General features: G+C 64.1%; 9 protein-coding genes and 1 pseudogene. 9 read left to right on the top strand and 1 reads right to left on the bottom strand.

The genetic code is table 11. The features are described from left to right. Positions 1–235 precede the first annotated feature (235 nt). Positions 236–631: pseudogene (locus KFO72_RS22165) on the bottom strand (transposase); the annotation flags it as partial. A 417-nt stretch (positions 632–1,048) separates the two neighbouring features. Here KFO72_RS22165 and KFO72_RS22160 point away from each other — a divergent pair. The 9 genes from KFO72_RS22160 to truB all read left to right on the top strand — a co-directional run bounded on the left by KFO72_RS22160 (position 1,049) and on the right by truB (position 13,345). Continuing rightward, positions 1,049–1,951: a LysR family transcriptional regulator gene (locus tag KFO72_RS22160; protein WP_054930257.1), complete on the top strand. Its 903-nt coding sequence runs from the start codon at positions 1,049–1,051 to the stop codon at positions 1,949–1,951. A gap of 90 nt (positions 1,952–2,041) precedes the next feature. After that, positions 2,042–3,271, top strand: coding sequence for a pyridoxal phosphate-dependent aminotransferase (locus KFO72_RS22155; RefSeq protein WP_225033040.1), 1,230 nt, complete (start codon positions 2,042–2,044; stop codon positions 3,269–3,271). Positions 3,272–3,598: 327 nt separating this feature from the next. After that, positions 3,599–4,636 carry an SMC-Scp complex subunit ScpB gene (scpB, locus tag KFO72_RS22150; protein WP_225033039.1) on the top strand — a complete coding sequence of 346 codons (1,038 nt, stop codon included), beginning with the start codon at positions 3,599–3,601 and terminating at the stop codon, positions 4,634–4,636. A gap of 60 nt (positions 4,637–4,696) precedes the next feature. Further along, positions 4,697–6,499, top strand: coding sequence for a 23S rRNA pseudouridine(2605) synthase RluB (gene rluB / locus KFO72_RS22145; protein WP_225033038.1), 1,803 nt, complete (start codon positions 4,697–4,699; stop codon positions 6,497–6,499). A 449-nt stretch (positions 6,500–6,948) separates the two neighbouring features. Further along, the gene (rimP, locus tag KFO72_RS22140; protein ID WP_036004653.1) at positions 6,949–7,407 is read left to right on the top strand and encodes a ribosome maturation factor RimP; all 459 of its coding nucleotides are present in this window, start codon (positions 6,949–6,951) and stop codon (positions 7,405–7,407) included. After that, the gene (gene nusA, locus KFO72_RS22135; protein ID WP_036004657.1) at positions 7,404–8,879 is read left to right on the top strand and encodes a transcription termination factor NusA; all 1,476 of its coding nucleotides are present in this window, start codon (positions 7,404–7,406) and stop codon (positions 8,877–8,879) included. Before rimP ends, nusA begins: the two co-directional genes overlap by 4 nt. A gap of 96 nt (positions 8,880–8,975) precedes the next feature. Continuing rightward, on the top strand, positions 8,976–11,864 hold the full coding sequence (gene infB / locus KFO72_RS22130) for a translation initiation factor IF-2 (protein ID WP_054930261.1): 2,889 nt from the start codon (positions 8,976–8,978) through the stop codon (positions 11,862–11,864). Positions 11,865–12,028: 164 nt separating this feature from the next. Continuing rightward, positions 12,029–12,394 carry a 30S ribosome-binding factor RbfA gene (gene rbfA, locus KFO72_RS22125; protein ID WP_036005647.1) on the top strand — a complete coding sequence of 122 codons (366 nt, stop codon included), beginning with the start codon at positions 12,029–12,031 and terminating at the stop codon, positions 12,392–12,394. A 24-nt stretch (positions 12,395–12,418) separates the two neighbouring features. Beyond that, complete coding sequence (truB, locus tag KFO72_RS22120; RefSeq protein ID WP_224100248.1) at positions 12,419–13,345, top strand: tRNA pseudouridine(55) synthase TruB; 927 nt, start codon at positions 12,419–12,421, stop codon at positions 13,343–13,345. Positions 13,346–13,526: the final 181 nt, after the last annotated feature.

The raw sequence follows: 13,526 nt of genomic DNA, 5'->3' as shown, positions 1-13,526 counted from the left end.
TGCAGCGATGCGCATGGACGGACGCGCCGATGTTGTAACCGGCGGGAAAATCGGCGGACGGATCAGGCCGTCGTGAAGGAAGCGGAGGGCGTCACTCAGCGTTCGCGCGCGTGCGACCGAGCCCGCAGACGGGTGCCGCGCCTCATCGGATCGCGGGGAATCGGGCCGGACGGGCGCCGGCCTCAGAAACGCGCCGGGCGCCCAAGGGCGCCCGGTTGCGTGAATAGCTATATCAGGCCATCTTGACCGGCGCGCGCCACGATTCCGGATTGGTCCAGAACGCGCCGCGCAGACGGTCGCGGCTGGGCGGTGCGGGCGGCTTCGCAGCCGTTGCGCCGATGCGTCCGCGCAGCGAAATCTCGCGACCGCTCGTGCCGAGACGCTTCACAATTTCCGCGAGTGTACCGTCGGCTTGCCATTCGTCGAAACGACGACGGCACGTCGGCGGCGACGGATAACGGCCCGGCAACTTGGACCAGCCCTCGCCCGTCGACAAAACCCACAACACGGCGTTGACTACCGCGCGAGCTTCGACGCGTGGTCGACCACGGCGCTCGCTCCGCGCGGGCTCCGCACAGAACAACGCCTCAACCAGCGCCCACTCGTTGTCTCTCAAATCGTCGAACACCATCATGTTTCACCTCAGCGAAGCTAACTCCGGTGCGCTGCCCCGCGCTGCGCACTCTTCATGCGCCCGATCGGTATCGGGCGCCGGCGGAGAGCCGGCCTACCGTAGCGAACCGTTTTTTCACCAGTCCGAATCAGCGCCGACTCTTGTGCAAGGGGAAATGCATGAAGCGTGCCACCTTTCACTTAACCGCCTCGAAGCCCCGCCACATCAAGCCGTTTCGGGCGTTAGCCTGGCCCGTATGAGAATCCAAAAAACTCATCACGCAAATCGGGACAATCACCAATCTTGTGCAATCAGGCCCGTCCCGCGTGCGTTTGCGCCTTCTTGCTGCATTGCAGCGAATTCGACGAAACAGTGCGCGAACGCGTTCGAAGGCATAAGATTCGCATCAAACGACGTCATTCATGAGGAGAAGGGATGAATGTGACGCTGCGCCAACTGCGCGTGTTCATCGAAGTGGCACGGCTGCAGAGTTTCAGCCGCGCGGGGAGCGAGATCGGGCTGACTCAATCCGCCGTCAGCCGGTGCGTGCGGGAGCTGGAGGCTGAGATCGGCCTGAAGCTGATCGACCGGACCACGCGCGAAGTGCAGTTGACGGACGTCGGCGGCAATCTGGTGGCGAGTGTGTCGCGCCTGTTGACCGATCTCGACGACGCGTTGCGCGAGATTCGTGAAATCGGCGAGCAGCGGCGCGGTCGCGTGATGGTGGCGGCCAGCCCGACCATTGCGTGCCGGCTGATGCCGAATATCGTCGCGGCATGCGGCGTCCAGTTTCCGTACATCACGCTCGGGCTGCGCGACGACGTGCAAAGCGACGTCGTGCGCAAGGTCAAGTCGGGTGAGGTGGACTTCGGCGTCGTGATCGGCCCGCTGTCCGCCGACGACCTGTTCACCGAGCCGCTGATGACCGACTCCTTCTGCCTCGTGTCGCGCGAAGACCATCCCCTTGCGTCGCGCGCCCAGGTCGCGTGGCGTGAACTGGACGGCGAGCGTCTGGTGATGCTCGATCACGCGTCGGGCAGCCGGCCCATCATCGACGCCGCACTGGAAGCGCACAGCGTGAGCGCCAATATCGTGCAGGAACTCGGCCATCCGTCGACGGTATTCGGACTGGTGCAGGCCGGGATCGGCGTGAGCGTGCTGCCGTGGCTCGCGATGCCGCTGCCGGCGGACTCGTCGCTGGTGGCGCGGCCGCTCGTGCCGCGCGCCGAACGGACCGTCGAGCTGGTGCGGCGGCGCGACCGCTCGCTGTCGCCCGCCGCCGACGCCGTCTGGAACCTGATTCATCAGGTGCCCGGCCGGACCGAGGACTTGCGCTGAGGCCACAATCGCGCGCCTGCCGGATTCACTCCGTCCGTAATTTGGGACACGTTACACTGGCTCCTTTCGACAGACCCGCCCGGACCCTCGATGCACCAAACGGACTTGCCCCAGTCGCAGCTAGCTGAATCGATACCCACCGCCAGACCCGATGCCCGCGACGCGGTGCGCGCGCTGCGGCCGTCGCAGATCCGCGAAGTGGCGAACGCCGGCTTCGGTTTGCCGGATGTGTTGCCGTTCTGGTTCGGCGAGTCCGACCGCGTGACGCCACCGTTCATTCGCGATGCCGCGAGCGCGGCGCTCGCATTGGGCGCGACCTTCTATACGCATAACCTCGGCATCGCGCCGTTGCGTGAGACGCTCGCGCGCTACGTGAGCGAACTGCACGGGCCGACATCGGCCGACCATGTGGCCGTGACGAGCGCGGGCGTCAATGCACTGATGCTGGCGGCGCAACTGGTCGTGGGCGCGGGCGACCGCGTGGTCGCCGTGACGCCGCTGTGGCCGAATCTCGTCGAGATTCCGAAGATTCTCGGCGCGCACGTCGACACCGTGTCGCTCGGTTATGGTGCAGATGGCTGGCAGCTCGATCTGGAGCGGCTGCTCGCCGCGCTGACGCCGGATACGAAGCTGTTGATGCTGAACTCGCCGAACAATCCGACCGGCTGGGTGATGAGCCGCGACGAGCAGCGCATCGTGCTCGAGCATTGCCGGCGCCACGGCATCTGGATCGTCGCCGACGAGGTGTACGAGCGTCTCTACTACGCGGGCGAGCCGGGCGACAGTGCGCCGTCGTTTCTCGATCTCGCCGCGCGCGACGAGCGGGTGATCTGCGTCAACTCGTTCTCGAAAGCGTGGCTGATGACGGGCTGGCGGCTCGGCTGGATCGTCGCGCCAGCCTCGCTGATGGACGATCTCGGCAAGCTCGTCGAGTACAACACGTCCTGTTCGCCGGCGTTCGTGCAACAGGCGGGCATCGCGGCCATCGAGCAGGGCGCGGCCTTCACGCGTGAACTGGTCGCCGATTTGCGGGCTTCGCGGGATCATCTGGTGAGGGCGCTGTCCAGCGTGCCGGGCGTCGACGCGAAGGCACCGCCGGGTGCGATGTACGTGTTCTTCTCGTTGCCGGGCGCGTCGCGCAGTCTCGATCTGTGCAAGGCGCTGGTACGCGATGCGAGGCTCGGCCTCGCGCCCGGCAGCGCGTTCGGACCCGAAGGCGAGGGCTTCGTGCGCTGGTGCTACGCGTGCGACACCGCGCGCCTCGACGCGGGCGTCGAGCGGCTCAAGGACTATCTCGAACGGCACGGCGCCGGGCGTTGAATGCGCTGACCACGCGAAAAGGCGCCGCATGCCGAACTCACGCGGCGCGCCGACGCGTTATGCATGGCTATGTATGTCGATGACGGTGCAGTTTGGATTTCGTCTTTACGCACCGATTGTTTTTGCGTAATATGGCAGCCAGTCACGCGGTTCCCTCGCGGAATTTCGCTGCTCCGTCGTCCGGCTGGGTTTGGCTCGATGCCTTTTTCGCCTCCCCCCGGTGCGTGCTCCCATCAATATGACCGATCAGAATCGGGCGAGCGCGTCTTCAGTTCCACATCGTCTGTTTGATCCGGTTTCTTTGACCACAGGGTCTGACCTAGCTGCATGAATACCCAAGAGGCGAAGATCGTCCTCGAGACTGCCTTGATCTGCGCGCAGGAGCCGTTAAAGCTCGGTGATTTGCGTAAGCTGTTTGCCGACGGCGTGTCGGCGGATACGGTCCGCACGTTGCTTGAAGACCTGAAGCACGATTGGTCCGGACGCGGTGTCGAACTCGTCGGACTGGCGTCCGGCTGGCGTTTCCAGAGCAAGCCCGCGATGCGCACGTATCTCGACCGCCTGCATCCCGAGAAGCCGCCGAAATATTCGCGCGCGGTGCTCGAGACGCTTGCGATCATCGCGTACCGGCAGCCCGTCACGCGCGGCGATATCGAGGAGATTCGCGGTGTGACCGTGAACACGCAGGTCGTGAAGCAGCTCGAAGACCGCAGCTGGATCGAAGTGATCGGACATCGCGACGTGCCGGGCCGCCCGGCGCTTTACGCGACGACGCGCTCGTTTCTCGACGACCTCGGCCTGAAGTCGCTCGAAGAACTGCCGCCGCTCGACGACCCGTCGGCGCAATCGAACATCGATCTGCTCGCGCAGCATGCAATCGAGTTCACCGACGGCGAAGCGGTCGAAGACGCGGTCGATGGCATGGCTCATGCTGCGCAGGAAGATGTCGCGCTGCCAGATGTCGCCGCCGAGGCTGAGCGCGCCGGCGAAGAAACGCAATCGCAGCCAGATGCGGACGAAGCGGCATCGTTCGAGGAAGACGTGCACGCGGCGTCGCAGGCATCTGTTGAATCTGCCGAATACAGCGTCGAACGCACGGATGCGTTGGCGCACACCGAACACCGCATCGCCGATAAGGCGACGCACGAGACAGAACTGGCTCATGAAGCCGGTTTCGACGCGCAGTCGGAAGAGCAACACGAAGACACGCGCGAATTGGATAACGAGACTGGGGACGCGGCTAGCGCCAACCCGGCCGGACCAGACCAGAATCAAGCGGTGCATGACGATCAGCATGATCGCCGCGACACCGCACCCGACGCGGGCGAACTCGCCGACGACGAAACCGAGTCGCGCAGCGCCTGACGTAACCGTACTTTTTGCCGCGCCCGCAATGGGCGCGCGACCTGACATTTTGAGGTTGTTTTGACAGACATCCACGACACCGATTCGTCCGAATCCGAGCGCGCCGTCGCTGCCGCGCGCCCCGACGAAACGCGCACGGCGCAAACGTCGGCGGGCGACAGCGAACGCGGTGCCCATGCGCCGGACGCCGAGGGCGACGATCGCCCGCGCCGCGGTTTGCGACGCGGCCCGCGCAGCCTGATCGCGCGCCGCCGCGCAGGGACGAAGGCGAAGGCGGCCGACGCTGCCGCGCAGCCGGCACCCGTCGTGACGGAAGCGCCGCCCGACGGCGAAGTCTTCGCGCAAGTGCGGATGCCGCGCAAGGACGCGGCCGCCAAGGGGCAAGGCCAGGGCGGCCGCCGTGCGGGCGGCAAGCAGGGCGGCCAGCAGGGCCCCCGGCAAGGTAATCAAGGCAATCAGCGCAAGAGCCGTGGCGGCGAAGCGGGTGACGTGGCTCCCGCGGCCGCGGCCGAAGGCGACAAGCAGGATGATCTGTTTTCCTGGGTGACTTCGCCCGCCTTCGATGCCGACAACTCCGCAACGGGCGGCGTGCGTGCACCGATGCTGCGCCGCGGCCGGCCCGCCGCACCCAAGCGCGTGCTGTCGCCGGACGACGACGCGCCCAAGTTGCACAAGGTGCTCGCCGAGGCGGGCATGGGCTCGCGCCGCGAGATGGAAGAGCTGATCGTCGCGGGCCGCGTGTCGGTCAACGGCGAACCGGCGCACATCGGCCAGCGCATCATGCCGACCGATCTGGTGCGCATCAACGGCAAGCCCGTCAAGCGCAAGCTGCAGAACAAGCCGCCGCGCGTGCTGCTGTATCACAAGCCGACGGGCGAAATCGTCAGCCACGCTGACCCGGAAGGCCGTCCGTCCGTGTTCGACAAGCTGCCGCCGATGAAGACCGCGAAGTGGCTCGCTGTCGGCCGCCTCGACTTCAATACGGAAGGCCTGTTGATGCTGACCACGTCGGGCGATCTGGCGAACCGGTTCATGCATCCGCGCTACAGCGTCGAGCGTGAATACGCGGTGCGCGTGGTCGGCGAACTGGCGGAAGGCAACCGGCAAAAGCTGTTGCACGGCGTCGAGCTGGAGGACGGCCCGGCGAACTTTCTGCGCATTCGCGACGGCGGCGGCGAGGGTACGAATCACTGGTATCACGTTGCGCTGGCTGAAGGGCGCAACCGCGAAGTGCGCCGGATGTTCGAGGCCGTCGGCCTGATGGTCAGCCGGCTGATCCGCACGCGTCACGGTCCGATCACGCTGCCGCGCGGCCTGAAGCGCGGCCGTTGGGAAGAGCTCGAGGACAATCAGGTGCGCAGCCTGCTGGCATCGGTGGGCCTGAAGGCGCCGACCGAGGAGAAGGGCGGACGCCGCGGCGAGCCGGAGCGTCGTCAGCCTGATCCGATGCAGACGTCGATGGGCTTCATCAACCGCGAGCCGGTGCTGATGTCGCACGGACGTTTCGATCAGCAGCAACCGCGAGGCGGCGGCCAGAACCGGCGTGGCGGTAAGGGCGCCGGTGCCTTCGGCGCGTTGAATTCTGGCGTGGGCGGCGGCTTCGGCAACGGGCAACCCAATCGCGGCGAAGGGCGTGGCCGTCCGGGTCGCGGCGACGTCGACGGCAATCGCGCGCCTTCGGGCAACCGCGCGGGTGCGGGCGCCAACCCGAAGCGCGGCGGCAGCGGCGGTGGCCGCACGCCGAACGGTGCGCCGGGTGGCAACCGTTCGAACAACGGCGGCAATCGCACGGGCGGCAATGCTGGCGCCGGCGGCGGCAATCGCAGCGGCGGCGCGCCGCGCAACCGTTCGCGCGGACGCTGATCGCGTTGTCGTCGCGGGCAGTCTCGATCTGCCCGCCGCGCTGCATGATTGAATGACCGGGGCGTTCGCGCCCCGGTTTGCGTTGGGCCCGCGCTGCTTGCGGCGCTTCGGCGTTTGTGTCGCGCGGGGCCGTCAGCGGGAAATGCGGTAAAACGCCCGGTTTCTCGCCTTGATTGCGGCGGAATCAGCCGCAAATGGGCGTCAGTGGCCGGTCGGCGGTTTGCGTTCATCGTGAAAAATGGCTACAATCACGAAGTCACTGGGCGTGCGGTTTCATGTGCGGCTCAGGTGCGACCACCGGCAATAAGATGATGGGCGTTTCGCCCATTTTTTTTTGCCGCTTAGTTTATGTGGATCGGCATCTCGGGTAGCACGAACGTGCGCCGGCTTGGCGCGCAGCCCGCGGGTGTATCGCGAAGGCTTGTCGCGCGAACATCTTAGAGGGCACTGTGCAACTGACGGAACTGATTGAAACCACGGTCGTGGGCCTCGGCTATGAGCTCGTCGATCTCGAGCGCACCGGGCGCGGCATGCTGTGCGTGTATATCGACCAGCCCGCCGGCATCGGGATCGAAGACTGCGAAAAAGTTACCCGTCAGCTCCAGCACGTACTGACGGTCGAAAACATCGATTACGAGCGTCTTGAAGTATCGTCGCCGGGTCTCGACCGTCCGCTGAAAAAACTGGCGGACTTCGAACGCTTTGCGGGTAGCGAGGCGGTCATCACATTGAAAAAGCCATTGGACGGACGGAAATCGTACCGGGGCATCCTGCATGCGCCCGAAGGCGAAACGATCGGTCTGGAATTTGAAGGGAAGGAAGGCGCCGCGATGCTGGATTTCACGCTCGCGGATATCGACAAGGCACGCCTCGTTCCGAAAGTTGACTTTAGGAGCCGCAAACAATGAGTCGCGAAGTGTTGATGCTGGTGGATGCGCTGGCACGCGAAAAAAATGTCGACAAGGACGTGGTGTTTGCCGCGCTCGAGGCAGCGCTCGCGTCTGCATCCAAGAAACTCTTCGACGAAGACGCGGACATCCGCGTTCATATCGACCGTGAAAGCGGCGAGCACGAGACGTTCCGTCGCTGGAAAGTCGTGCCCGACGAAGCCGGGCTGCAGGAGCCGGATCAGGAAATCCTGCTGTTCGAAGCGCGTGAGCAGAAGGCCGACGCGCAGATCGACGACTTCCTGGAAGAACCCGTTCCGTCCATCGAATTCGGCCGTATCGGCGCGCAGGCTGCCAAGCAGGTGATCCTGCAGAAGGTGCGCGACGCGGAACGCGAGCAGATCCTGAACGATTTCCTCGAGCGCGGCGAAAGCATCATGACGGGCACCGTCAAGCGTCTCGACAAGGGCAACTTCATCGTCGAATCGGGCCGTGTCGAAGCGCTGCTGCGCCGCGACCAGCTGATTCCGAAGGAAAACCTGCGCGTCGGCGACCGTGTGCGCGCCTACATCGGCAAGGTCGATCGCACCGCGCGCGGTCCGCAGATCGAACTGTCGCGCACGGCGCCCGAGTTCCTGATGAAGCTCTTCGAAATGGAAGTGCCGGAAATCGAGCAGGGCCTGCTGGAAATCAAGGCGGCGGCGCGCGATCCAGGCGTGCGTGCGAAGATCGGCGTGGTCGCCTACGACAAGCGCATCGATCCCATCGGCACCTGCGTCGGCATTCGCGGCTCGCGCGTGCAGGCCGTGCGTAACGAGCTCGGTGGCGAAAACGTCGACATCGTGCTATGGTCGGAAGATCCCGCCCAGTTTGTGATCGGCGCGCTCGCGCCGGCAGCCGTCCAGTCGATCGTCGTCGATGAAGAAAAGCATTCGATGGACGTCGTCGTCGACGAAAACGAACTGGCCGTCGCCATCGGCCGCAGCGGCCAGAACGTGCGTCTTGCCAGCGAACTGACCGGCTGGCAGATCAACATCATGACGCCGGACGAGTCTGCGCAAAAGCAGAACCAGGAACGCAGCGTACTGCGCGACCTGTTCATGGCGCGTCTCGATGTCGACGAAGAAGTCGCCGACATCCTGATCGACGAAGGTTTCACGAGTCTCGAAGAGATTGCCTACGTGCCGCTCAACGAGATGCTCGAAATCGAAGCATTCGACGAAGACACGGTTCACGAACTGCGTAACCGCGCTCGTGATGCCCTGCTGACGATGGCGATTGCGAACGAGGAGAAGGTCGAAGGCGTTGCACTCGACCTGAAGAGTCTCGACGGTATGGACGACGAGCTGTTCGCGAAGCTGGCTGAACATCAGATCCATACACGCGACGAGCTGGCAGAACTGGCCGTCGACGAGCTGGTCGAGATGACCGGCATGAATGAAGACGCCGCCAAGGCGTTGATTATGAAGGCCCGTGAACACTGGTTTCAATGAGATCCAAGACCATGAACCACTGACCTGATCGCGGCCGTAAGGCTGCATGACCCGATGCTAACCGCAAGGAATTGGTCCTTGCATTAAGAGGAATGAATGGCGAGTAACAACGTAGCCCAATTTGCCGCGGAACTGAAGATGCCTGCAGGCGTGCTGCTCGAGCAGTTGCACGCAGCGGGTGTTCAGAAAGCGAGTGAGGACGATGCCTTGTCCGAAACGGACAAGGCGCGTCTGCTTGACCACTTGCGCAAGTCACACGGCTCGAACGATGCCGACAAGCGCAAGATCACGCTGACCAAGCGGCATACGTCGGAGATCAAGCAGTCCGACGCGACGGGTAAAGCTCGTACCATTCAGGTCGAGGTGCGCAAGAAGCGTACGTTCGTCCGCCGTGACGAAGCCGTCGAGCAAGGCGCGGAAGCATCGAACAATGTGGTCGCAGCGGAAGAACTCGAACTTCAGCGTCGCGAGGAAGAAGCGCGTCACGAGGCGGAGCTGCTCGAGAAGCAGGCCCAGGAGCTGAAGGAGCGCCAGGACCGTCTCGCAGCCGAAGAAGCCGAGCGTCAGGCACGCGAACAGGCGGCCGAGGCGGAGCGTCGCCGCGCCGAAGAGGAAGCGGCGAAGAAGCGCGCGGCGGCGGTAGCCGAAGCGGCAGCTCGCGAGCAGGCCGAGCAGGAACGTGCGTCGTCGCAGGACGAAGAGCGCGCGGCGGCCGAGCGCGCAGCGCAGCGCGAAGCGGCGAAGAAGGCTGAAGACGCTGCACGCGAGCAGGCCGAGAAGACGCGCCTCGAACAGGAAGAAATCGCAAAGCGCCGCGCCAAGGCCGAAGCCGAAGCGCGCGCGATCCGCGAAATGATGAACACGCCGCGCAAGGCGCAGGTGAAGGCGCCGGAACCGGCACCGAAGCCCGTCGAGGCGGCCAAGCCCGCTGAAGCGAAGGGCACGCTGCACAAGCCGGCGCGTCCGGCTGGCGAAACGTCGGCGCGTCCCGCCGCGAAGAAGCCGGCGCCCGCAACGGCGCAACCGGCAGCGGCTGCGCAACCGGCAGGTCCCGGCGCCGACAAGAAGAAGGCGGGCGGCAAGGGTGGCTGGCAGGACGACGCAGCGAAGCGCCGTGGCATCAAGACGCGCGGCGACTCGAGCGGTGGCGTCGATCGTGGCTGGCGCGGCGGTCCGAAGGGCCGTGGCAAGCATCAGGAAGCCACGACCTTCCAGGCGCCGACCGAGCCGATCGTGCGTGAAGTGCACGTGCCGGAAACCGTGACGGTGGCCGACCTTGCTCACAAGATGTCGGTGAAGGCTTCGGAAGTCATCAAGGTGATGATGAAGCTTGGCCAGATGGTCACGATCAACCAGATGCTGGACCAGGAAACGGCGATGATCGTCGTCGAAGAACTGGGCCACCATGCCGTCGCGGCAAAGCTGGACGATCCGGAAGCGATGCTGGTCGAAGGCGAAGTCTCCGACGCGCCGCTGCTGCCGCGTCCTCCCGTCGTCACGGTCATGGGTCACGTCGACCACGGCAAGACGTCGTTGCTCGACTACATCCGTCGCGCGAAGGTTGCGGCTGGCGAAGCGGGCGGCATTACGCAGCACATCGGCGCGTATCACGTCGAAACGCCGCGCGGCGTCATCACGTTCCTCGATACGCCGGGTCACGAAGCGTTCACGGCAATGCGTGCGCGTGGTGCGAAGGCAACCGACATTGTGATTCTGGTCGTTGCAGCGGATGACGGCGTGATGCCGCAGACGAAGGAAGCAATCTCGCACGCGAAGGCGGGCGGCGTGCCGCTCGTCGTGGCGATCAACAAGATCGACAAGCCGGACGCGAATCCGGACCGCGTGAAGCAGGAACTCGTCGCGGAAGGCGTGGTGCCGGAAGAATACGGCGGCGATTCGCCGTTCGTGTCGGTGTCGGCCAAGACGGGCGCGGGTATCGACGATCTGCTCGAAAACGTGCTGCTGCAGGCGGAAGTGCTGGAACTGAAGGCACCGGTCGAAGCGCCGGCCAAGGGCCTCGTGATCGAAGCGAAGCTCGACAAGGGTAAGGGTCCGGTTGCAACGATCCTCGTCCAGTCGGGTACGCTGAACCGCGGCGACGTCGTGCTCGCAGGCAGCGCCTACGGCCGCGTGCGTGCCATGCTCGACGAGACCGGCAAGCCGACCAAGGCGGCAGGCCCGTCGATCCCGGTGGAAATCCAGGGTCTGTCGGAAGTGCCGGCGGCTGGCGAAGAAGTCATCGTCATGCCGGACGACCGCAAGGCGCGCGAAGTCGCATTGTTCCGTCAAGGCAAGTTCCGCGACGTGAAGCTGGCGAAGCAGCAGGCCGCGAAGCTGGAAAACATGCTCGAACAGATGGGCGAAGGCGAAGTGCAGTACCTGCCGCTCATCGTCAAGGCCGACGTGCAGGGTTCGCAGGAAGCATTGGTGCAGTCGCTGCTCAAACTGTCGAACGACGAAGTGCGCGTGCAGATCGTGCACAGCGCGGTCGGCGGCATCAGCGAGTCGGACGTCAATCTGGCAACGGCGTCGAAGGCGGTCATCATCGGCTTCAACACGCGTGCGGATGCCCAGGCGCGCAAGCTGGCCGAAACCAACGGCATCGACATCCGTTACTACAACATCATCTATGACGCAGTGGATGAGGTGAAAGCGGCGATGTCCGGCATGCTGGCGCCGGAGAAGCGCGAAGTCGTCACGGGCATGGTCGAAGTCCGTCAGGTCTTCAAGGTGCCGAAGGTCGGTACGGTGGCGGGCTGTATGGTCACGGACGGTGTGGTCAAGCGTTCGTCGTCGGTGCGCGTGCTGCGCAACAACGTCGTCATCCACACGGGCGAGCTCGATTCGCTCAAGCGCTTCAAGGACGACGTCAAGGAAGTGCGCCAAGGCTTCGAGTGCGGTATGTCGGTGAAGAACTTCAACGACGTCCAGGAAGGCGATCAGTTCGAAGTCTTCGAAGTCACGGAAGTCGCGCGTACGCTGTAATTCAGGCGTCAGGCGCATGAGGGGCGGGGCGGGCGCTGAAGCCCGGTCCCGCCCCTTTGTTTTTTGCATCGATTGTTTGTGGTGTTTGCGTTGGAGTCCGTGGCTCGCTGCCGCCGAATGCGCGAACACTTTGCCTATTCGGTCGTTTGGATCACGGATTCACCATGCCTAAGAAACGTACTTCTCCCAATCGCAATGTGCAGATCGCCGATCAGATTCAACGCGATCTGTCTGATCTGATCCGCGAGGTCAAAGACCCGCGCATCGGTATCGTCACGTTTCAGAGCGTCGAACTGACGCCTGACTATGCCCACGCGAAGGTCTATTTCACGACGCTGACGGGCGATCCGCATCAGACGCAGGACGCGCTCAATCACGCTGCGGGCCATTTGCACAATCTGTTGTTCAAGCGCCTGCATATTCACACGGTGCCGACGCTGCATTTCCATTACGACAAGACGATCGAGCGCGCGGTCGAGATGTCGCGCCTGATCGACGAGGCGAACGCTTCGCGCGCGAAAGACGACTGATCGCAGGTCGAGGCACGCGCATATATGACTCAGAATCAACGTCCGAAGGTGCCGCGCCGCGCGCTGGACGGCGTGCTGCTGCTCGACAAGCCGGTTGGTCTGTCGAGCAACGACGCGCTGATTCGCGCAAAGCGTCTGTATCTCGCGAAGAAGGCGGGCCATACGGGCACGCTGGATCCGCTCGCGTCAGGTCTTTTGCCGCTCTGTTTTGGTGAAGCGACGAAGTTTTCGCAGGATTTGCTGGAGGCGGACAAGACGTACGAAGCCACGATGCGGCTCGGGATTCGCACGATGACGGGCGATGCCGAAGGCGAAGCTATCGAAACGCGCGACGTGACGTGCAATCAGGCTGCCGTCGAGCAGGCGCTCGTGCAATTTCGTGGCGAGATCGTTCAGGTGCCGCCGATGTATTCGGCGCTCAAGCGTGACGGTAAGCCGTTGTACGAGTATGCGCGCGCTGGGCAGACGGTCGAGCGCGAAGGGCGTCAGGTGACGATTCATGTGCTCGAGGTGCTCGCTTGTGCGTTGCCGGATGTGACGTTTCGCGTGACGTGTAGTAAGGGGACGTATGTCCGTACGCTGGCCGAGGATATCGGCGAGGCGCTCGGGTGTGGTGCGCATCTCGTGATGCTGCGGCGCACGGGCGTCGGCGCGTTGACGCTTGCTGATTCGGTGACGCTGGATGCGTTGTCCGATGCGCTGCCTGACGAGCGCGACGCGTGGATTCAGCCTGTTGATGCATTGCTGTCGACGTTTCCTTCTGTTCAGCTCGATGCTGATGCGGCTCGCCGTTTTCTCCATGGTCAGCGGTTACGGCTTGCTGATCTGGCTGTGGATGAGAGTGTGCTGCAGGGTACGCGTGCGCGGGTTTATGCGAGTGAAGGGAAACTGCTTGGGGTCGCTAGAGTGGGTGAGGGTGTGTTGGCGCCTGAGCGGTTGATTGTGAGTTGAGGTTTTGCTTTCGCGGGTAGGGTTGGGTTGGTTTTGTTTGCTGTTCGTTGGCATCCGCGATTCGTTTTTGTGGTTCTGGCGCCGCCGGTCGGTGTTCATGCCTTTGCGCTGGCATCCGCGTTACGGTAGCGTGCTTCAGGCGTCGCCCCTGTGCGGGGCGGCACCTACTTTTCTTTGCCGC

The organism is Paraburkholderia sp. XV (genome assembly GCF_020177535.1).
GTDB classification, from domain to species: Bacteria; Pseudomonadota; Gammaproteobacteria; order Burkholderiales; family Burkholderiaceae; genus Paraburkholderia; species Paraburkholderia caribensis.
Note: the sequence above shows the minus strand (reverse complement) of the source record. Positions and strands in the feature narration are given on the sequence as shown.